This window comes from Flavobacterium sp. CR10, assembly GCF_055814415.1.
This window is the reverse complement of sequence record NZ_CP185985.1, coordinates 3313830-3336686: the sequence shown is the minus strand read 5'-3', so window position 1 is coordinate 3336686 and position 22857 is coordinate 3313830. Positions and strand designations below refer to the sequence as shown.

Here is a 22857-nt window from a genome sequence, read left to right as displayed (position 1 = left end):
GATTTATATCCATATCACCCGTATCCCTGTGGTTAAAACCACAGGCAATGTGAATATATGCGTAAAAGCAAAAAAATACGTTTAAGGTAGTAAACACTCATAACTCATAACTCATAACTCATAACTCATAACTCATAACTCATAACTCATAACTCATAACTCATAATTCTTTACCTGCCAAATATTTTAAGCGAACAAAACAGATTATACTATAAAAAGCAAAAAGCAGTATTAGATGCAATAAAACAGACGGATTATCCCATAAACTCGCTCCTGATTGTACAATGGCGGTATACAAAACAATAAATGGTGTTGTTGGTAAAAGATTAGACAGCCACTGTAATACTATCGGGAGCGATTCAAAAGGCCAGCTGTATCCTGTAATCAAAAAAATCGGATAGGTCGAAAAAGCCATCATCTGTAGGCAAAGCAATTGAGATTTGAACAAAGAACCTATAAACTGCGCCATCGGAATTAATGTGACAATGAACAAAAGCAACAATAAACTCAATTCAAGTCCGTTGCCTCTCATGGGTAAATTAAGCAGTTTGTAATTTACATTTAAGAAGAAAAAGCCATACGAAGAAAAAAGAATCAGATAGAATAATCCTTTTCCCCAAATGCCATTAGAAATCCCTGAACCGAGCCATTCTCTTAATCTAGAACGCTGACGCTCGCCTGCAACGCTTTCGCATAAGCCAATCAATAATGTTTGCTGCAAAATAAGAGCAAGCAATCCCGGCAGCAAAAACGCACCATAGCTTGATCTTTCATTAAATAACGGACGATAATCTAAATTTACAGGCATTACATTTTCCATAGCGATAGTAGTGCTCATGCCTTCTTTTTTCTGATAATATTGAAGCCTCACTCCTGCTCCAATGGTAAGACAGATTTGCTGTACATTTAACAACAGATCACTTGACGGCAGAAACCTTGCAGCGTTTATGGCCAAGACGACATTGCTTTGTTTTAAACTTAACAAATTAGCTTCTGTTCCTTCTGGAATATAAAAATATCCTTGGCAATTTCCTTGATACATTTGTTCTTTTGCCTGTTCCAAATTCGAAAAATGAATGAGTTCTACTATCGGAGAATCGTCTATATTTTGCTGCAGTAAACGAGATAATCTGGAGCCATCATCATCAACAACCGCTAGTTTTACATCAAACTCTTCTTTATTGATATAAATGCTTCCGTAAAAAAAAGCATAAAGCAAAGGAGCAATAAGAAGCGTAAGCAGCAAACTATGATCTTTTACCACTTGCGAAGCTTCCCTCAAAAAAAGATCAATCAGCGATTGTTGCGGTTTCTTTTTCATCTTTAATCGAATTAAATTGACGTTTAAACAACAACATAGCTGTTGGATACATTACCGCACAAAATAGCAAGAGTTTGGCTACTTCTCCGTGAGCATATTTTAAAGGCAAATTCATATAATACACCTTGAAAAATCCGTCTAAAAAAGCGGTATAAGGCATAATAAGTGCATAATATTGATCGTACCAAGGCATTGCCCATCTCGGAAAAGTAAATCCGCTAAAAACAAATGCTGGCGAAGTATAAAAAAGAGCGACATCTCCAGAAAGCATCACATCTTTAAACAAAGCCGATATAAACATGCCAATGCCAATACAGGCTAATGAAAGCATCGTATATATTACAAAAAACTTGCCTGTTGCAGCAGGAACACCAATATCAAAAAAAGGAAAAATGACACCCACAATTATGACAAAATTAATCCAGCTAATGGCAAGATGAGCAATTGTTTTTCCAATAATTGTAGCAAAAACAGACCCCTTTGAAGCATCATAAAGCTGATGCATCGTTCCTGTAACCCATTCATAATTTAAAGCCAGCATAGAACTGATTATAAGAATCATCTGCATTCCTACTGTTATCAAACCTGGAACCAAATATTCCTGATAATTATAAGTCGGATTATAAAGCTGGTAGGTATTCAAGCTTATCGGATTGGCAATAGCCATTGCTTGATCTGATTTCATTCCAGTCTTAACAAACTTCTGCAAAATGACACCCGTACTTCCTGTAATGATAACTTCGGCGACAGCCTTATAAACCAATTTGGCTGGAACAAGCGCGGCTGCATTGGTATACAAAGTCACTGTACTCGGATGTCTGCTGTAGATATTCTTCTGCAAATTGGCAGGAAAATGTACGGCACCTAGTATTTTGCCTTCTTGTACCAGTTTTTTTAATTCGGCTTCACTGCTTACTCTTCTTGTAATTTGTAATGCTTCTTTTTGTCCCAATAAAAAGATCAGCTCTCGACTGACAGCACTTTGATCTTCATCCCAAATAGCAAATGCTAAATGTTTCGCTTCTTGCTTCTGATAAATAAGCGCATAGAAGAAAAACAAAACTACCGGAACAACAAGCATGACTAAGTAAAAAACTTTTAAACTTAGAATGCGTTTCCATTCTCTAACAATTATGTTTTTTATAAAATTCATTAAGGAAGAATTAGAGAAGCAGTCATACCAGAACGTAGTCCTTTAATACGAGCTAGATCAACAGGTTTCAGTTCTATAGTAAAAGTTCTCAGTTCAAATTCTCCTTTGTCTTTTGACGGAACCCAATTGGCAAATTCCAATGTTGGCGCAATAGAATGCACAACGGCATCAAACGTTTCGGGTTCACAACCTGGAACTTTGACCGATACTTTACTGCCAACTTTAAGCAGATTTGATTTATCTTGTCTGATATTAAACTTAATTATGGTCGAATTTTTCTTCTCAATCGTCATGATAGGATAACCTATAGAAATAATTTCGCCCTGATGCGTAACCAAACTCGAAATTACTCCATCTGCTGGGGCATAAACCTTTGTATTGTCTCCAAGCGCTTTAGTCAGTTCGTAAGCTTGCTCGGCTTGTTTTACAATGGCATTGGCCGTTTTAAGTAGTTCTGGTCTTGTGCCATTTTTGAGCATTTGCAGATTTAATTGAGCAGTTTGCATTTCCTTTTTCGCAGCTTGAAACTTAAAATAGAAAACATCTTTTTCCTGCCCCGATATCACATCTTCTTTATAGAGACGTTCCATACGGTCATAAGTTGTACTAAATAGTTTGTATTGCTCCTGACTGATTTGATAGAGTTTAGAAGTTGCTTCTATCAACTCTGGTCTTGCTCCTTGGGTAAGCAATTCCTGCTGTCCTTTTGCTGCATCTATAGCCGATAATGCCTGCGCTTTGATAGCATTTATTTCATTAGATCGAAGCACGGCTAACAATTGCCCTGTTTTTACCGTATCGCCTTGTTTTACAAGCAGAGAATCTAACCTGCCCGGAAACTCAGCAGCCACATCGACGCTAGATGCATCGACCATTCCAATAAAATTATCATCTGCATCATTATTATTTCTTAAGAAAAAAATCAGTCCCGCTAGTACTACAAAAATCGGAATGATCAGCGCCCAGTAGTTTTTAAATATATCTTTCATCCTATTTAATAAATTGCGTTATTTGACTTGGATTTCCTAAACTATTGAAATATTCAGCTAATGCCAGATAGTATCCTAAAACAGCTGTATAATATCCTTTTTCTATTTCTGTTTCTACCAATAAAGCATCATTCACATCTTTTGGTGATGACAGCTGATTATTCATTCTTTTGGTAATTAAACTGCTTGTTGTAGCAGCTTCTTTTCTGGCTGCATCCATGGCATCAACATCATTTTGAAGAGAAGTCATTTTGTTTTTTGCAACTCTAGACTGCACTTGGAGCATTAAACTGGAATTTTCTTCTCCTAACTTGGCTTCTTCTATAAGCTGTTTTGCGGCCATCGTTTTTTTGCTCGTTTGTCCATTGTACAAAGTCCATTGCAATTCAAGACCTACAAACCAATCTGGAATAGTGACCGGTAAATCTTTCTGATACAAATTGTAATTTCCTATAGCAAAAATGTTAGGCAAAGCCATCGATTTACTGATTTTTTCAGCAGTTTCTGCATACGTTATCTTATTATTTGCAATTCTATAAAGAGGATTTGTAAGCCAGTAGTCTTTTAGTGGTTTTTCTAGATTAACGGCATTGTATCTTAAAGTATCCGAAATCACTATATCGGCATTAAGATCAATTCCCATCAATTTATTCAACTCAAGATGAGCATTTTGCTTTTCCAATTTAATATTGTTATACTGGCTTTGTGCCTGAATCAAAACCACATTGGTCCAATTTTTTTGATACGGAGGAAGTATTTTATTTTTGACCAGTTCTTCTGCGTAATTTTTATTTTTATCTAAAGCATTTACAATCTGTTCCTGTTTTTTAATTAGCGAATTGAGATATAATATTCTGATGTATTGAACGGCAATTAAAAAATCGACTTCTTTTCCTGCAAGCTCCACTCCAATGCCTGCTGAATTGACAACCGATTGGGCCAAATCTATACTGGAATTTATTTTATTTCCCAAAAAAATTGGCTGACGAACTCCCAATCCAGCAATAAAATAAGATTGTTTGCTTAAACTAGGATTGTAATCTGGATAAATACCGCTAATAACTTTTTTTGAGGCATTATAAATACGATCCTGAGCAGCCTGCGATAAATTGCCTCCTGTAATTTCATGATAAATTTCGTTGGCAGTATTCACGCTTTGCTGCGATGACCCCTCTACAATACCATCTTTAACCGTCTGCAAGTTTATAGTAAGCGGATTGCCCAAATAAGAATAACTAGACAAAAGATCCACCTTAGGAAGATACCCTTTCTTTTCAGCCTGAAGATTATATTCGCCTGTTAATAATGCAGATCGAGCTTGTTTTATAGTAATATTATTTTGTTTGGCTATAGAAAAGCATTCTTCAAGAGAAGTAGTTTGTGCTTTCATCTCCAAAAAGGACAACAGAAAACAAAACAAAATAAAAGGCTTTAGAAAGTTTAGTCTTACGTACATCTATATAATATTCTTAAAATTGAAATTACTTTTAACCAGCGACTTCTTTGCTGTTTAGTAAAAACAGCAGGATAAAATAGAAATGAATAAAAACTTATTGCTTCAAATAAATCCGGAATTATCAGAATGACCGAATTTTATTTAAAAATGCTGTTTGTGAAAATGGGGCTTAATCTAAACAGCAATCAGAAAAGTATAACGCATAAACCGAAATACCATCTAGTTAAAGATAAGATTTTATTTAATAACTGACTGTTAATTTTTCTAAAATCATATCGTTCTTGCTTTTAAAGAATTTGAAACAAGAAAAAGATATTTAACCATTTTGTATGTCCCTTCTTCGGAGCTTTTTGTTGGTGTAAAATTGAATTTCCATAAATATTTTGCTTCGCGGGAGCTATCAATTTAATTGCCTCCAGCTTTAGCTTACTTTTACAACATTCTTCTCCACTGGCATATTTCTTGAAAAAATATTCTTCATTATTAACTGATTTAAAACCATTTACCATGAAAATCACGTACTACGGGCATTCTTGTTTTTCAGTTTATGCTAACGGAAAACACCTTCTTTTCGACCCTTTTATTACGCTAAACGAATTAGCCAAAGAGGTTAACGTTGATGCTATAAAAGCAGATTATATTTTTATTTCTCATGCGCATTATGACCATATTTTAGATGTTGAACGAATCGCAAAAAATACAGGCGCAAAAGTTCTCGGAAACTTTGAAATCTATAACTGGCTATTGAAAAACGGAATCGAAAACGCACATCCCATCAATCCAGGCGGTAAATTCAATTTTGATTTCGGAACCGTAAAATGCGTCATAGCCCAACATCCAAGCAGTTTTATAGATGGTTCTTATGGCGGAATTGCCTGTGGTTTTGTACTTACAACCTCTGATGGAAATTTTTACTACAGTGGAGATACAGCTTTGACTTTAGATATGCAGCTCATTCCTAAATTTACCAAACTTGACTTTGCTGTTTTTCCTATTGGCGACGGTCTCACAATGGGAATCGAGGAAGCTATTGAAGCTTCAAAACTTGTGGGAGTAAACAAAATATTAGGCGTTCATTACGATACTTTTGGTTTCATTATTATGGATCATCAAAAAGCTTTGGATGCGTTTAAAAATGCTTCGCTTCAATTGTTTCTTCCTAAAATCAACAGCACAATTGATATATAAATTGTAGATTTTCTTTTGCTATATTTCGCTAAAACCCAGCTTTTAGCGAAATATCATGATGTCGATTATCGAAACAAAAAATCTTTAAAATTTTTATACAAAAAAAGGAATAGCTGCTGACACTATTCCTTTTTACATATAATTACGTTTTGCTGATGAACTTAAATTATATGTATTCAGCAAAATTAATGATATACTGTGCTGTGAGTTCAGGATATTGATGATGCGGTCCATGACCCGTTGCAGCGTACACTATCATTTGCGCATTTGTCATCTGATTGATATACGGATACCAGTTTTCTACTGCAAAACTGATGTCGTGATCGCCAGAGATAATCAAGATTGGCGTTTTTATTTTCTTGAACTGTTCTCTAAAATTAAGAGGATCTTCTCTAAAAGTGTCTCCTCCGCCAAAATACAATTGAAAAACATCCATCGTTGATGGAATTTTTGCTACATCAATTTTCTTGTGAATTCGGTCATGCGAAGCTTTTGCTGCCAATCGGCTACATTCTGATTTTGGTTCAAAAAACAATACAATTTCATCTTCAAAATCATTTATAGGTTTTAGCGCAGCATCAAAAAATGCCTGTTCAATCGGAATCTCATTTTTACCCGGCGGATTTGTTCCTACTAAAACAGCGTGCGTCACCAGATTAGGATATAGTAAAGTTGCCGTTTGTGCTACCAATCCGCCATAAGACCATCCTAAAACAATAACGGAATCCAGCTTTAAAAAATCAGCTAGATCTTTAACATCTTTTGCTACAACTGTAATATCTGGAGCCAGACTCCCTGTAGAAGAACCAATTCCAGAATAATCAAATACGATAACGTTGAATTTTTCCGCCATTTTTGCCACAAACAGCGGATCCCAAGTATCGAGTGTTCCTCTAAAACGGTTCACAAAAATTATAGCTTTTCCTTTCCCATACGAACGATAAGCAATGGTACGATCGCCTAATTCGGCAAAACTTGTTTCTGTGTCATAAATTTTTTCCATAATTATAATTTAAAGATTGAAACCCATATTCTTTTTTTTTTTGAGGGAGACAAAGATTAAACCAAAACGCAGAACCTTAAAAACAAAGGATTTACGAGCTATTTTTTTATTTGAACTTATGATATTTCAAGAATCAAAACTTGTTTTTAACGATATATAATAATTTCTGTAGCCATCTGTTCCAACAATGCTTTTATAATCAATGCTTTACAAAAGAGGCATTCCTTTTGTTTTTCAAATTGCATTCCTTTTCTGAAATTAACCTAACAGCTTCAATATGTATTTATCTAACAAAAAAACAATTATGTTTATTACTGGAGCGTTTATCAGCCATGTGTGCTGGAAAGAATGGATTGTTTTTTTTGAAAATAAAGGTTATAAAACTGTAGCTCCGCCCTGGCTGCATAAAAATGAATCTGCAGTTGATTTAAGACACGCGCATCCCAATTCAAAAATTGCATCAATTCAATTACTTGATTTGCTGGATTATTATACTGAAATCATTGATAAACTTCCCGAAAAACCAATTTTGATAGGCCATTCTTATGGAGCTCTTCTAACTCAATTGCTTATTCAAAGAGAACTTGGTTCTGTTGGAGTTTGCATCAATTCTATTCCGCCAGGCAATCTGGTTTATTTCAATTTTTCTTTCTATAGAAGAGTTTGGGATACCTCAGATTTTTTCGGTTCTACAAGCAAAACTTATTTAATGCCTTTCAGAAAATGGCAGCACTATTTTGCAAGCCAATTATCATTTGAACAGCAAAAAGAAAAATACGAGACATTATTAATCCCTGAATCTAAGTTAATAATGCGCGATATTTATTCTAAATCGGGCAAAATCGATTTCAAAAAGAAACACAATCCGCTTTTGTTTATATCGGGGTCAGAAGATGCTTTTACTCCTGTTTCGTTAAATTATTTAAACTTTAAAAAATACAAAAACATGCATTCCATAACTTGCTATAAAGAATTTTACGATTTAAATCATCTTGGCATAAATCTAGAAAACTGGGAAACTATTGCTGAGTTTATAACAAACTGGCTAATCAAAATCACTTAACAAATTGCGGTATTTTTTGTGTTCCCGTGTTTGAAACCACGGGCTATATTTTAAAATGTGACTAAAAAAACAGAATCAATATTTGCGCTAAATGATCCCTTTCTTTATTTCCAGCTTTTTAATCTTAGAATTTAAAGTAGACGGATGAATATCTAAAATTTCGGCTGCACCTCCAGCTCCAGAAATTTTTCCGTTGCATTTTTTAAGGATATAAAGAATGTAATCTCTTTCGTTTTCTAATATTGTTTTTATCGAAAATGATTCGGATGGCTGTTCAGGATGCATTTTTGGTGACATAGAAAGTTCGATTTCTTTAATTGTATTTCCTTCAGTCAGCAAAATAGAGCGCTGCATAACATGTTCAAGTTCTCTGATATTTCCTGGCCAATTGTAATTCATAATCTGCTGCGAGGCAAAATCGGAAAGAACTGGCGCTTTTCTGCCCATTTTCTCACTGTAAATCGTTATAAAATGGTTGGCAAGATCTGGAATATCTTCTTTTCTCTTTTTTAATGGCGGAACCATAATCGGAAAAACATGCAAACGATAATACAAATCCATTCTAAATCTGCCCGCAGAAACCTCTTCTTCAAGATTTTTATTGGTTGCCGCAATAATCCTCACATCTATTTTCATTGGCGAAGTCCCACCAATGCGCTCAATTTCTCTTTCCTGCAAAACACGCAACAGTTTTACTTGCAGCTCAAGCGACATCTCTCCTATTTCATCTAAAAAAATAGTTCCGCCGTCAGCCAATTCAAATTTGCCGATACGTCTGTCCAAAGCGCCTGTAAAAGCTCCTTTTTCATGGCCAAAAAGCAATGATTCGGCAAGATTTTCTGGAATCGCTCCACAATTGATAATGACTAGAGGTTTGTCTTTCCTTGGAGATAAAGCGTGAATACTTTGCGCAATTTTTTCTTTTCCTGTACCGCTTTCGCCTAAAACCAAAACAGAAGTATCTGAAGGCGCCACTTTTCGGATGTAATTAAAAACAGCATTCATTTGCGAACTATTTCCAATAATTCCTTCAAAGCCTTCTGCGGCAATAACTTTACTATTTTTGATTTCAGCTTTTTTAGAAGGCAGATTTAAATCTTCTTTCGAATAAATTTTAGCAATAAATTGACAGAAAACAGGTTCTAGTGAACTTAAAACTCGTAAATGCTCCTGAGAATACACATTTAGATTACGGCTGTAAAACGTAAAATGATAGTTTTGGATTGAAGCAACCGAAATCGGAAAGACCAGATACGATTTTATTCCAAAGTTATGTGTCAATAATGCTTTAATTGGCGCTTCCTGAAGATTGTTTATTAGGGCTTCTTCAGTATAAATAATAGGCTCTTTGTCTATTTTTGATTTTCTGTAAGTTTCATTTATTTCCTTTTCAGACAGTACAACTATCTGGGAAAGTTTCTGCAAATTGATAATTTGGTATTGATCTAGATTCCTGCGGACAATTCCAAGATTATCATAATGGTCGGAAATAAAACCAGTTTCTAAATAATCAAACGGAATAAAAGTCTGCACCGCTTTTGCAAATGCCAATAATGCCTCTTCTTTCTTTACGTTTGAATTTATAATTTCTGTTATTGCTGCCTGAAGCTGAAACTGTTGTCGCAACTGACTTTCTAAGCTATACTGCTGGCGATAAAAGGCTATTTCTAAAGTCGTTAGAACATCTTGATCTCGAAACGGTTTTACAATAAATCCGTAAGGTTGAGTGGTTTTTGCCTGATCTAATATACTTTTACTAGAATTGGCAGAAATAAATATAAACCCGATATATTTTTCTTTAAGAATATGTGCCAGCTCAATCCCATCTCGATTGCCTTTGAGCATAATATCCAAAAAGACCAAATCTGGTTTTTCAATCTCAATCTGTTCCAAAGCCTGCTCAACCGATCTTGCAATTCCTGTCACTTCATAATTGGCTTTTTCAAGAATTAGCTCTAAATCGTGTGCTTCTATAAACTGATCTTCAACAATTAAAACTCTTTTTTTTAATGCTGAAACTGCAGCTTCATATCTGTTATCGGCAGACTTTTTCATAAGTGATTAAATTTTTCTTATATTACACTTAATTCATTGATACAAAAATAGTTAATTATCACAATTAAAATTAAGCGTCTCCAAATTTAGTTAAATAAAAATCACATTTTACCATAATTTTCGCGTTATTTTGCAATCACAACTGAATTGTTTCTCTTTATATTTTTTAATTAAACACTTACTAAATTTAATCGCTTAGATCTATGAAGCTACTCTACTCTTTTTGTTTGCTATTCTTTATTACATTTAATTTGGAAGCGCAAAATCATCCTGCAACAGCAGGATATGATTTAAAAAAGAAGCGTTTGCTGATACAGACCTGTTCTTCTTATTTATATAATTCAAATCAAGGATCAATAGATGCCGACAGCGCTGTAGTTTTGACCTGCAAAGCCTACAAACTGCCAGTTTCTTTAGCGTATGATGAGGGTTTTAATGACGGTTCCTATCTAATTGGAAATGATCTGATTGAAAAAGGCAATATCGATGCTGCTAAAAAGCTTTTTCTCAAATCAAAAGGTGTAGACAAAGTAAAACTGGCGCTGCAATTGGGAATCTTTTATTTGTTTAAACCTTTTACAAAACCAGATGATATCAAAAATGCTAATTTTTATATAACAGAGGCAGTAAAAATTAGCAATCAGTTAAAAATTCAAAAATGGCAACATCAGAGTTTGATGCTTTTAGGAAAGTTTTATTTCCAGATCAACAATTATCCTGAAAGTAAAAAATGCTTTTCGCAAGTCGTAAATGAGTGCCGAAAACAAAACGACAAAGCCGCCCTAGCAGATGCTTTATTCTATCAGGCAACCAATCAATACGATTTAGATCCCGAAAAAGAAAAAATCCTCAAAGAAGCCGAAGCTTTATACAAAACTCTAGGCTTTGAAGAAAAAAGAATAATCACAAAAGCAAGGATATGCACCATCTATTTCTGGCACGGAAAAATAAACGATGCCAAGAAAATCTTATATCAAAATGCTGCAGATATGCGAAAAATTGGTTTCAGGCAACAGCAATACATTGAAACTACAATTGCTTATATAGAAGGTATACAATTCAATATCAAAAGTGCTCTTTATTATGCTTTAAAGAGTGTAGAAAGGATGGAGCGTACAAAAGATTATACTTTTGCCGATATTTTTTATATGCGCTTAGGATTGGTGTATTTGCAAATGGGCCATACAGACGAAGCCATAAAAGTTTCTGAAAAAAGCATTAGATACGGACAAAACATTTTTAGCAGCGGCAGTTGGTACAAAAGTTTTATGACAGCGACAGCATCTTTGTCTATGAAAGGAAAAAACAAAGAAGCCATAGAATACATGAATTCTATTACGAGCCATTATCCTCCTCCAAATAAATTTGATAATATGCTTATGAATTATGGTTATGCCAATTGTTACTGGCGAATCAAAAATTATGGCACAGCCGAAAAGTATTTTATAAAAGCTGGAGAAGCTGCTGATGGTTTAGATTCTCAACAAACCTATAGAGATGTCTGCAACACCTATTCGTCTATTGCTTTATTTTATGCGAATCGAAAAAACCTTCAGAAAACAAAATTATATATCGATAAGATTGGTGTCCTTTCAAAAAAATACAGCCAGAACTACAATTCTGAAGCGCTGCAAATGTCCTTATATAAATTAGATTCGTTGAATGGCAATTTTAAATCGGCTTTAGAGCATCATAAATCGTATAAGAAAATGAGTGATTCTGTTTTAGATTATGCTAAAAACAAGCAGATTGAAGAACTTAGATTCCAATACGAAACAGTAAATAAAGAACAGAAAATCAAATCTTTAAACCAAGAAACTAGTTTACAGGAAACAGCCTTAAAAAAATCAAAATTATTAAATACAGTCTCTATATCGAGTTTGGTTTTACTGGTTCTTATTATTGCTTTATTGTACAACAGATATCGTCTGAAACAGAAAAATAATGCTGAACTGGAACTAAAAGAAAAGGAAATCAACCAGAAAAACATCAATTTGAGGCATTTACTCGATGAAAAAGAATGGCTTTTAAAAGAAATTCACCATCGTGTAAAAAACAATCTTCAAACTGTAATAAGTCTTCTAAACTCACAATCGGCTTATCTCGAAAATGATATGGCGCTGTCAGCTATTAAAAATAGTCAGCACCGTATTCATTCCATGTCATTAATTCATCAGAAATTATACAACTCAGAGAATATTTCGACTATCAATATGCCGAATTATATCAAAGAATTGGTCGAGTATTTAAGAGAATCTTTTTCGCTTGGTCAAAGAATCCGTTTTGAGTTAAAAATTGATCCATTAGAATTGGACGTTGCACAAGCTGTGCCGCTTGGACTTATTTTAAACGAATCGATTACAAATTCCATAAAATATGCTTTTCCAGACAATGGTACTGGAATGATTTATATCACTTTACAGGCTACATCCGAAAACAAATATCTGCTTACCATTGCAGATAACGGAGTTGGTTTTGATGCTAATATCAGCAATAAGAAAATCAATTCATTTGGATTAAGCTTGATAAAAGGTTTAAGCGACGATTTGGATGCTACTTTTTCTATGGAAAACAACAACGGAACGATTCTTAAAATTGAATTTTCAAAGGAATTTCCAATCCATGAAAAAAGAGAATAGTAAAAAAAGAATCTCATTTTTGTCTAGCGAAATCTCACTAATCTAAATTTGTTTAGCGATATATAGCACTTAAAATCAAGCAAAAAGCACAAAAAACCTAATTATTAAGGATTAAATTGGCATGGCATATAAATTGGTTTTCTAGGAAAGTTAACCCTTAAAAACTATTTACTATGAAAAAATCAATATTGCCACTAATCATTCTATTTCTGAATTCTAGCTGCGATGCTTGAACAAGAAAAAACTGGATTGATTGTAATTGATGTGCAAGGAAAACTTGCCCGAATTGTACATAACAGCGAAAAACTTGCTGTAAATCTGGAAAAACTAATTCGTGGCTGTCAAATACTTTCAATTCCGATAATATGGGCAGAACAAAATCCGAAAGGGCTTGGTTCTACAATTCCCGAATTGGAAAAGCTATTAATTCATCAGAAACCCATTGAGAAATATTCCTTCAATGCTCTTGATAATGAAATATTTAAGCAGGCAGTTTTCGATTCGGGAAGAAAACAATGGCTGGTTTGTGGCATAGAAGCTCATATTTGTGTTTATCAAACCGCTATGGGATTATTATCTAATGGTTTTGAAGTTGAAATTGTGACCGATTGCATTTCTTCCCGATCAAAAGAAAGCATTTTAATCGCTTTACAAAAACTGCAGCAAAAAGGAGCAGCATTAACCAATATTGAAATGTGTCTTTATGAATTGATAAAAGACTCCAGACGAGATATCTTCAAAGAAATTCTAACATTAATCAAATAAAAAAATCATGTCAAAATCAAAAACAATTGTATTAATACACGGAAATTTTGTCAATGACAAAACTTGGGAGGAATGGAAAAAGTATTATGAACAAAAAGGATATACGGTTTACACTCCAGCAAATCCTGGCCATGATGGAAATCCTGCCGAATTGAGAACTAAAGTTCACCCAGATCTCATAAAAACCGGATTTATAGATATTGTAAATAACATCAGCAAATTAATAGATACTTTACCCGAAAAGCCTTTGGTTATTGGACATTCTATGGCTGGTATGGCAGTATTGAAATTGGTAGAACTTGGCAAAGCAGCCGCTGGCGTAAGCATTGACGGAGCGCCTCCAAAAAATGTTTTTCCGCCATTTCAAACTTTAAAAACTGTAATTCCTGCTTTTGGCTTTTTCTCTTCTGCAAAGTATTTTATGGGAAGCCGAAAATGGTACGATTATGCTTTTTTTAATACTATACCAGAATCTCAAAGAAGCATTGCTTTTGAGAAATTTGCAGTGCCAGAAAGTTATAAAGTAAGCCGAGAATTGGTTTTGAATTCATTCTCCAATATCAATTTTAAAAAACCGCATGAACCTATTCTCTTTATTGGCGGTGGCAGCGATCATATTTTTCCGTCTAACTTAACCGAAACCATTGCCAGTAGATATAAGGAAAATGCAGGACGAGTTGACCTTAAAATATTTGATGGAAAAAGCCATTTTATCTGTGGAGAACCAGGCTGGGAAAGTGTAGCCGATTATATTTTAAATTGGTACGAAAAACTATAAAAAAACAGTTTTCATAATAAATGTAAATCTCTGTATTATACTTTGATACAGTTTTTTTTCATTCCGTAGGAATGTTTGATCGGTAGAATTGAATTCGGATTGTGAATTTACGTTCCGTAGGAACGTTTGATTAATCGGTATACATATCATTTGCAACAAAACAGGTGTCCCTACAGGACACTATTCGTGATAATACCATTTTTTTTCTACCGATCAGATATTCCTACGGAATATGCTTTTGAATCAAGAACATCTGCAAAATTTTAATTCGTTTATATTGCATTTATTGCTAATTTAGAACTTGCTATAAATCAGTTAATTTACTTTCAAATTACAACAAAAAACAATATGCAGATTTTACCGTCCGCCAGTTTAGCGCCGTTTATAAAAAATTATACTGTTGTTACCATCGAAAAAGATCTCGACAAGGAAGTATTTTATCCAAGCGGATATGTCGATTTGATTGTAAATATTTCTGGGGGATTTGCAGCTACTATTATCAACGGAAAACAAAAAGATACTCCTGCAATAGAATTATTGGGACATCTTACGCTTCCAACACGTCTTTCTGTAGCAAAAGGAACTTCTGTACTCATAGCTAGAATTTATCCATATGCGAGCACACTATTTTTCTCTGATCCTTTATCAGAATTTACCAATTATGCTACCGATATGTATGATGTTGCTTTGGGAGAAAACAGGGATTTGTATGACCAGATTATGGAAAAGGACGATTTATTGTCTAAAATCAGCGTTTTAGAAACGTATTTTCTGCAAAAATTAAAGAAAAATGAAACTCGTCTAAAAAAGGTTTCAATAGTTCAGAATCTGAGTCAGGAGCTTTTTCGACATCATCAGCAATTGGACTTACCTTTCCTTGCCCGAAATTCAGGTTTATCAGAAAGGTATATCCAAAAACTGTATCTGTCTAATATTGGCATAAGTCCTGCGGCTTTTACCTCTGTAGTCCGATTTAATAAAAGTCTGGATTTAGTACTCAACACGACAGAATCATTGACTACTATAGCTTACGATAATGGCTATTATGACCAAGCTCATTTTATTAAAGAATTTAAGAAGTTTACTGGCATTACGCCATCTGCATCCAGAAATTCGCTACTTAAAAACGATACCGATTTACAGCAGGCTGTCAACATTGGTTTTTAACCTTGTTTTGCAGGATGATTACTGCTAAACATATCACGGTGCATTTTCCAGCCGTCTTTGGTTTTCTTCCAGATCACGATTACTTTTCCGTCATCTAGTTTTTTGCCATTCATATCAGTCATTTCATAAAAACTTTCTTCTGTCACAGCTGTTTTTGCGTCTCCATAAAGATGCTGAATTGTGAATATAACATGCACTTGAGGTCCGCCTCTAAAAAAGGAATCAATTTGTTTTGCTCCGCATTTTGGCTCTCCATTTGGCGGAAATAGACAAGCATCGTCCGTATATCTTGCAACAATAGAACCATCGTTCTTGTTGGTAAAGTCGGAGAACGTTTTGTTACTGGCTTCAATAATTTTTTTTACCTCTTTTAAAGCAGGATCTGTGGTTTGGGCATTACACCAAAAAGTAAGCATCATGAATGTGCTTAAAATGATTTTTGTTTTCATGGTTTATATATTTTTTTACAAAGGAAATTATTCTGTTAGGGCAAAAATTGTAAAATAACGAACAACTTTATCATAATTGAAAACAATACAAAAACCCCGCATCAAAGTTTGATACGGGGCTTTTTTGATGAAATTTATTAAAATTCAGATTTATTTCACATCAAACCATAATTTGGTTGTCAATAAATCTTTTCCTTGATCTGCAACAGCAGCTTGATAACTTGCTCCATTAAGAGATTGTTCTGTACCTGGATAGAAAAGACGTGAAGGAATTTTTCCGTCCAAAACAGTAGCTGGCCCAGCTGTTAAGACAGGATAATCCAATCTTCTCCATTCTGTAAACGCATCTAGACCTTGTCCGAAGAAAGCAATCCATTTTTGCGTACCGATTGATTTAGCATAGTTTGAAGCATCATATTTCACGCTTGCCTGATTCAAATACGTTGAAATAGTTGTAGCATTTGTAATTCCAAATTGATTGAAAGAGGCTGTAATAGCATTTTTATAATATTGCTCTGCATCTCCAGAAATATAACCTCTTGCCGCAGCTTCTGCCAAGTTAAACAAAGTCTCAGAGTAAGAAGCAATTACAGCAGGCGAAGCTGATGTAAGGAAATAAGTTCCTGGTTTTGATGTTTTTGCAAAACCTTGGCTGTTGGCATCACTATTTGATAATCCGTTTGCTCCTCCAACATATTTTCCTACGCTTGCATCTGATGGCAATTGTGCAAATACTGGCAAACGCGGATCTGATAATGCATATAATTGATCAACCATAGTTTTTGAAATACGGAAATCATCACGAGTTTCAAACCAAGCTGAAGCCGGATTTTGCTGTGGAGAACTAGTGTAAGTGAACTTAAATGTTTCACTTTCGCTGCTGATTAGTCCTGCAGCATCGCTTGTCGCGTCAATTGCAGCTTGTTTCGCCAAAACAGGTTCTCTGTCTGAAATTCTTAAAGCAATACGTAAACGAAGTGAATTCACAAATTTTTTCCATTTTGCTATATCGCCTTTATAAACCAAATCTCCAGTAACAGAACCGTTTGCAGCATTTAATAAAGATTGCGCTTGTTTTAAATCTTCAAGCAATCCTGTATAAACTTCTTTTTGAGTATTATATGCTGGAGTTACTTTTTGACCTGCTTCTTTGTACGGAATGCTTCCGTAAGTATCTGTAAGCAATAAAAATGTCCATGAACGTAGCGATAAGGCAATTCCTTTATAATTAGAATTCGCCTGTGCATCTGGAAATTTTATAATAGTATTCAAATCTGTAATCAGAGTCGCATATCCCTTATCCCACAATGAAGTGAAAGAAGTGTTCGAAACATCGTAACGGTCTGGTTCTGTATATTGAATTTTAGCCCAATGCTGTACAAAAAGCAACGTTGAGTTAAAGTTATTTGCATCTCCCCAATACAAATCTGCACCTTGTTTTAAAGTACCAGTCAAAAGGTATGGCGCAAGTGGCGTTTCAGTTGCATTTGGGTTCTTATTTATATCGTCAAGAGTATCACTGCAAGAGCTCAGTGTCAATGCAAACAGTATTGTATATGATAGTTTTTTTAGCATGATTCCGAGTTTTTAAAATTTAACATTAAGGTTAAGACTGAAGTTTCTTGTTGTTGGCAACGCTAAACTTTCCAATCCTTGTGCATTTCCTGTATTGAAAGCTGTTTCAGGATCAATATTTGGCGCATCTTTATAGATAAAGAATAAGTTACGTCCAGCTGCAGTAATGCTTGCTCCTTCTAATCCTAACTTTTTAACCAATTTTTTATCAACATTATAAGTAAGTTTTATCTCTCTCATTTTTACAAAAGTTGAGCTGTAAATATATGCCTCACTAATATTGTATGATGCTTTATAATATTCTTGTGCACTAATCACTTTATTGTTTGGCGTTCCGTCTGCAAATACACCTCCGAAAATCATTCCGTCGTCATAAACCGTTACACCACTTGGAGCTGCACCGCCAGCTACCAAAGTTTTTGGGTTAGCCGTATTGTTTTCTGGGTAATAGTAGCTTAATCCGCCGTTTTCAGCGCCACGTCCTGGAAGAGTCTGTGCCAAAACTCCTGTGTAATTTCCTGTTCTGTTAGTTCCAGAAAAAAGTTCACCCCCAACGCTAGCATCAACAAGGAAAGAAAGCTCAAGATTTTTGTAAGTCAAAGTATTTGTAAGACCTGCTAAATAATCTGGCGTATAATGTCCTAAAACTTTTTTTGTCGGATCTGCTTTTGGAAGACCGTTTGCTCCTACCACAATATTTCCGCTTGCATCACGCTGATAAGCTGTTCCGTAAAGTGCTCCGTAAGCTTGCCCGACAGACGCCAATACATCGACACCTCCAGAAGAACCAATTGTATAGTTTTTAATATCTCCAGCGTAATCTAGAATTTCTACTTTACTCTTATTTTTTGAATAATTTACAGCCACATTCCATTTGAAGTTTTCAGTTTGAACTGGATTTCCGTCCAATTGCACCTCAATACCTTGATTGTTAATTTTACCTGCATTGATTAACTGCGAAGTATAACCGCTTGATGCTGTAGTTTTAATTTCTAAAATCTGGTCGAAACTATTTGTATTATAATATGCTACATCAAAATGAAGTCTGTTTTTCCAGAAAGAAGCTTCAAGACCTACCTCTGTAGAACGAGTTGTTTCTGGTTTTAAGTTTTCATTTAATTTCTTTTGAGAAGAAGTCTGAATCGGGTTTCCGTCAAAAGCAGTTTGGAAATTGTAAACCGTAGCTAATTGGTACGGATCTGCATCGTTACCTACTTCAGACCATCCACCTCTAACTTTTAAGAAATCAAGTGTACTGCTTTTAATGTTTAATGCATCTGTTAAGATTACACTTCCGTTAAAAGAAGGATAGAAATAAGAACGGTTGCTGCTTGGCAATGTAGAAGACCAGTCATTACGCGCTGTTACGTTTAAGAAAGCATAATTTCTAAATCCTACTTGAGCAGATGCGTAAGCACTATACACTCTTAATCTTGACAATGAGTTTGATGAAGTCAACGGATCTCTAGAGTTGGTTAAAGTATACAAATCTGGAACTGCTAAACGTGGAGCTTTCTGATAATTGTTGGCATCGCTATGGTTACGAATATTGAAACCTGCAAGTGCATCTAAACTGAAATCATCATTAAGCTGTTTTGCATACTGAAATATACCCTCAGTATTTTGCTCATTTACCGTGTAAGCATCTTCTGCATACGATCCGAAAGGAGTTCCGTTTGTACCATACTTAATAGTATATTTTCTGCGGTCATTATAATAATCAACACCTGTACGGAATCTGAAATTCAGTCCTTCTGCCAATTTCGCGTCTAAATGGACATCTCCAATTATACGGTTACGCTGTTGGCTTGTTGTATTGTAATAGGCATTCCAATACGGGTTGCTATAGTAACTGTTGTTCCAGTTTGTATTCCAGTCTTTATCCAATTCATTAATGTCAACCTGACGCCCGAACCAAAGAAACTGAAGCATTACACCAGCAGCACGTCCACCAGATGGACCACCTGGCAATTGTGGAGCATTTGTTACAATATAATTTGCATTAACCCCAACTTTTACATTTTCAGAAATCTGATAATTAGTATTAATTGTAAAGTTTGTTTTGTTTATTTCACTATTAGGCACAGTTCCAAGCTGTTTCTGATTGTTTACACCTAAACGGAAATCTCCTTTATCATTAGCTTTTGCAATGGAAACACTATTGTCGTAAGTAAGTCCTGTATTAAAGAAATCTTTTACATTGTTTGGATGAGCTACAAAAGGAACAGCTTCTCCTTTAGAATAAAATTGCGGAATAAGACGACCGTCCATTCTTGGCCCCCAGCTTTCGTCAACTCCATCATTAACTCCTCCACCTTTTCCGTCTACATAACTGAATTTTCCGTTAGAACCTTGTCCAAAACTATTTTGGAAAGAAGGCAAAGTAGCTACTTGAGAAACAGTTATACCTGTATTAAAAGTAACTCCATATCCTGATTTTTGTCCTTTTCCAGATTTTGTAGTAATAAGTACAACACCATGTGCAGCACGAGATCCGTAAAGAGCGGCAGCATTTGGTCCTTTTAAAACTGTCAAAGTCTCAATATCCTGAGGATTTAAATCGGCAATGGCGTTTCTGAAATCACGAGTTGCTCCACCAAAGTTCAATTGAGAGTTATCTACAGGAACTCCGTCTACCACAAATAGCGGCTGGTTGTTTCCTGCAATAGAAGTTTCCCCACGGATGATAATACGTGAAGATCCCATATCTCCTTGTGAATTTGTAATACGAACACCCGCCAGTTTACCCGAAAGACCATTCAAAAAGTTGGTTTCTTTTGTAGTCGCCAACTCTTTTCCTTTTAATGCCTGAGTTGTATATCCTAAGGATTTTTTTTCTTTAGAAATTCCAAGTGCCGTAACCACGACTTCAGACAATGCGTTCTGTTCTTCTGTAAGACTGATCGTGATAGCATTTTTGTTTACTACAACTTCTTCTTTTTTATATCCTAAATAACTAATTAAAAGTGTATAAGGAAATTTTTGTCCTGTTTGGAAGAAAAACTTTCCATCTGTATCTGTAACAACACCGTGCGTAGTTCCTTTGATAGTTACTGAAGCCCCAATAATTGGCTCTTTTGTAATGGCATCGACTACTGTTCCTTCTAATTTAGACTGAATTAATGGCTTAGTATCTTGAGCTTTAACTCCTATGGAAATCAATAAAATACATAGCCAAGCATATCTTTTTAATTTTATTTTCATTACTTTGTTTTAGTTTAATAAATAAGGCAAGCCTAGAACAGTTTTATGCTATTCTTACTTTCCTTTAGAGATGACAATTTCTTTAAACTCTGACCATTTCTGCTGCAACAGAAATGGTTTTTCTTTTTATCTGCAGCACATTCGTTTTTTCATTTTTACTTTTTTTTAGATTATTATTTTATTTGGCCTATACAATTTTTACCCTTTTTCAGGATAGTGTTATTAAAAATTTACAAATGAATTTAAAAGAGGAATTTTAACCGTAGTGATGCATACTGTGCAAATGTGTTATGCTTTTTATATTTCTGAAAATGAAATGATAAGGTTTAAATCTCTGTATTTCTAATTAAATTTTAAACTCTACTAATTTGATAGAACAAAAGTATATTAAAAATTTTAGTTCCCAAATTTTAATTAAACTTTTTGCAAAAAAAATGTTAATCATCTTGAACAAACAATCTTAAATAACTAAAAATAAAATAGTTATAAAAAATACAGTTTTTTGCGGTTTTATAAGAATTGTACTAAAAGCTGAATAAAACTAGAGCACTTTGCGCATCCCGATAGCTATCGGGATTGCGCTCTTTGCTTTATATTTTACAGTAAAGTATAAACAAAAAAAAGCTCCAAGATCATAAGACCTTGGAGCTTCTTTTTTTAGTATTGAAATATTATAACTCGTTAAACTCGTGCAACGATTTCAATGTAGTTTCATAAAATAAGATGGCCGCGATAAGATTTCCTTTATCAGAATAAGGCATCATTTTTCTTTGGAAATCTACTGTAGTATCTAAGAAAACAGTGGTGCCTTCTGCCTGTCCATCTAAGATTTTTTTATTCTCACTTGTATCTGGAATACCTAAATCTGCCATTGTCACACCAGGTTTAGTAACCAAAGCAATGTAAGGAAGTGTTTTTACCAGAACTTTAATACGTTCAATGTACAATTCTAAAAGTTCTCCTTTTTGCATACCACTTAACTCTTTTTGATCATGGTATTTGCGAATTAAAGCTGTTGTACTAATGATACTTCTTGGAGCATTTTTTGCCTGTGCAGAAACGGCAGCAGTCGTCAAGAAGAAAAGGACACATAATAAAATAATCTTGCTCTTCATTTTCTTAATAGATTTGGTTCTTGAATAAAAGCAAAAATATATAAATTATGTTAAAATGCAACTTTTATAATTTCTTTTTCACAATAAAATTATTATTGTTACGTTGCGATAAGGAAAAGATTACAGCCTAAGTCAGGAATTTAGGCTATTTCAGCATATTTTTCCCAAAAGCTAATTTTACTTTTTATGACTTAATTATCCTAAAACGACTCGGATATTTAATCCACAAGCTCTTTTTGTTTCCATAATAGTCCATAAATTCTCCGCAAACAAAAACGGCATGCACTTTAGACCAAGCAACAACGCCACAATAATCGGTTCCAGATTCTTTTTTTAGTTTTTGAATTTGTTTGCCTAATGTAAAACCTAAGTATTTATAAATAGTTGGAGTATAAACAGTACCATCTTCCAAATCTTCCAAGGCTTTATCAAAAGTAGCTTCCTTATCAATAATTTGCTTGTATTTGGCCATTACTGCATAAGTCAATTCTGCATAGTCAGTAATTTTCTCGCTATCGCAATTGTCTTTAATATAGACAAAGCCTGCTGATTCTTTGGCTTTACTAATTTCGGTGCTATTAAGGTTGAATGAAGCATTATTTTTTAAAGTAATTCTATACAAATCGTCGTTTAGCTTTTCGCTTACAAAAAGATTATCTAATCCGTAAACATTTAAAGAAGCTTTGATAAAAGCTATAGATGAACAATTGGTGCGTTCACCTTGTTTAAAACTTTCAAATATTTTATCAGAACTCAACTGTGAATAAGAATTGGAACAGAAAAACATTAAAAGTAAAAAAACTGAAGTAACCGATTTCATGCCTTGTATTATATATTGTTTCTCAATTATTATTTTTGAGAGATAGTATTAGATTTTTACAAATCTATAAAAATCATATCATATTTTTTACTACTTCTATTTTATCTCTTAAAAAAA

General features: G+C 34.3%; 17 protein-coding genes. 6 read left to right on the top strand and 11 right to left on the bottom strand.

Annotation, left to right across the window (positions count from 1 at the left end):
* Positions 1–160: 160 nt before the first annotated feature.
* From ACNRYB_RS14675 to ACNRYB_RS14660, 4 genes are read right to left on the bottom strand one after another with little or no spacing between them, the layout of a single operon-like run.
* Complete coding sequence (locus ACNRYB_RS14675; protein WP_473727713.1) at positions 161–1321, bottom strand: ABC transporter permease; 1161 nt, start codon at positions 1319–1321, stop codon at positions 161–163.
* Positions 1290–2474, bottom strand: coding sequence for an ABC transporter permease (locus ACNRYB_RS14670; RefSeq protein WP_473727712.1), 1185 nt, complete (start codon positions 2472–2474; stop codon positions 1290–1292). Before ACNRYB_RS14670 ends, ACNRYB_RS14675 begins: the two co-directional genes overlap by 32 nt.
* Positions 2474–3463, bottom strand: coding sequence for an HlyD family secretion protein (locus ACNRYB_RS14665; RefSeq protein WP_473727711.1), 990 nt, complete (start codon positions 3461–3463; stop codon positions 2474–2476). Before ACNRYB_RS14665 ends, ACNRYB_RS14670 begins: the two co-directional genes overlap by 1 nt.
* A gap of 1 nt (position 3464) precedes the next feature.
* The gene (locus ACNRYB_RS14660) at positions 3465–4853 is read right to left on the bottom strand and encodes a TolC family protein (RefSeq protein ID WP_473727710.1); all 1389 of its coding nucleotides are present in this window, start codon (positions 4851–4853) and stop codon (positions 3465–3467) included.
* Between the two features lie 573 nt (positions 4854–5426).
* Here ACNRYB_RS14660 and ACNRYB_RS14655 point away from each other — a divergent pair.
* Complete coding sequence (locus tag ACNRYB_RS14655) at positions 5427–6107, top strand: metal-dependent hydrolase (RefSeq protein ID WP_473727709.1); 681 nt, start codon at positions 5427–5429, stop codon at positions 6105–6107.
* Between the two features lie 166 nt (positions 6108–6273).
* On the opposite strand, the gene ACNRYB_RS14650 is transcribed toward ACNRYB_RS14655, so the two are convergent.
* Positions 6274–7110, bottom strand: coding sequence for an alpha/beta fold hydrolase (locus tag ACNRYB_RS14650; RefSeq protein WP_473727708.1), 837 nt, complete (start codon positions 7108–7110; stop codon positions 6274–6276).
* Positions 7111–7387: 277 nt separating this feature from the next.
* On the opposite strand from ACNRYB_RS14650, the gene ACNRYB_RS14645 reads away from it, so the two are divergent.
* Positions 7388–8173 (top strand): alpha/beta fold hydrolase, encoded by a 786-nt coding sequence (locus ACNRYB_RS14645; RefSeq protein WP_473727707.1) that lies wholly within the window; start codon positions 7388–7390, stop codon positions 8171–8173.
* A gap of 87 nt (positions 8174–8260) precedes the next feature.
* Here the strand turns inward: ACNRYB_RS14645 and ACNRYB_RS14640 are convergent, their stop codons facing one another.
* Positions 8261–10228: a sigma 54-interacting transcriptional regulator gene (locus tag ACNRYB_RS14640; RefSeq protein WP_473727706.1), complete on the bottom strand. Its 1968-nt coding sequence runs from the start codon at positions 10226–10228 to the stop codon at positions 8261–8263.
* A 203-nt stretch (positions 10229–10431) separates the two neighbouring features.
* Here ACNRYB_RS14640 and ACNRYB_RS14635 point away from each other — a divergent pair, with 203 nt between their 5' ends.
* The 4 genes from ACNRYB_RS14635 to ACNRYB_RS14620 all read left to right on the top strand — a co-directional run bounded on the left by ACNRYB_RS14635 (position 10432) and on the right by ACNRYB_RS14620 (position 15577).
* A complete protein-coding gene (locus ACNRYB_RS14635) occupies positions 10432–12867 on the top strand; it encodes a histidine kinase dimerization/phosphoacceptor domain -containing protein (protein WP_473727705.1) in 2436 nt (811 codons plus the stop codon).
* Between the two features lie 225 nt (positions 12868–13092).
* Positions 13093–13632: a hydrolase gene (locus ACNRYB_RS14630; protein ID WP_473727704.1), complete on the top strand. Its 540-nt coding sequence runs from the start codon at positions 13093–13095 to the stop codon at positions 13630–13632.
* A gap of 7 nt (positions 13633–13639) precedes the next feature.
* On the top strand, positions 13640–14410 hold the full coding sequence (locus ACNRYB_RS14625) for an alpha/beta hydrolase (RefSeq protein ID WP_473727703.1): 771 nt from the start codon (positions 13640–13642) through the stop codon (positions 14408–14410).
* A gap of 348 nt (positions 14411–14758) precedes the next feature.
* Complete coding sequence (locus ACNRYB_RS14620) at positions 14759–15577, top strand: helix-turn-helix domain-containing protein (RefSeq protein ID WP_473727702.1); 819 nt, start codon at positions 14759–14761, stop codon at positions 15575–15577.
* Here the strand turns inward: ACNRYB_RS14620 and ACNRYB_RS14615 are convergent.
* The 5 genes from ACNRYB_RS14615 to ACNRYB_RS14595 all read right to left on the bottom strand — a co-directional run bounded on the left by ACNRYB_RS14615 (position 15574) and on the right by ACNRYB_RS14595 (position 22740).
* Positions 15574–16026 (bottom strand): YybH family protein, encoded by a 453-nt coding sequence (locus ACNRYB_RS14615; protein WP_237421312.1) that lies wholly within the window; start codon positions 16024–16026, stop codon positions 15574–15576. The two genes, ACNRYB_RS14620 and ACNRYB_RS14615, sit on opposite strands and share 4 nt — an antisense overlap.
* 150 nt (positions 16027–16176) lie before the next feature.
* Positions 16177–17601 carry a SusD/RagB family nutrient-binding outer membrane lipoprotein gene (locus tag ACNRYB_RS14610; protein WP_473727701.1) on the bottom strand — a complete coding sequence of 475 codons (1425 nt, stop codon included), beginning with the start codon at positions 17599–17601 and terminating at the stop codon, positions 16177–16179.
* 12 nt (positions 17602–17613) lie between these two features.
* Positions 17614–20805 (bottom strand): SusC/RagA family TonB-linked outer membrane protein, encoded by a 3192-nt coding sequence (locus tag ACNRYB_RS14605; protein WP_473727700.1) that lies wholly within the window; start codon positions 20803–20805, stop codon positions 17614–17616.
* A 671-nt stretch (positions 20806–21476) separates the two neighbouring features.
* Positions 21477–21920, bottom strand: coding sequence for a hypothetical protein (locus ACNRYB_RS14600; protein WP_008463513.1), 444 nt, complete (start codon positions 21918–21920; stop codon positions 21477–21479).
* A 184-nt stretch (positions 21921–22104) separates the two neighbouring features.
* Positions 22105–22740, bottom strand: a complete 636-nt coding sequence (locus ACNRYB_RS14595) for a hypothetical protein (RefSeq protein ID WP_129747469.1) — start codon at positions 22738–22740, stop codon at positions 22105–22107.
* Between the last annotated feature and the right edge of the window lie 117 nt (positions 22741–22857).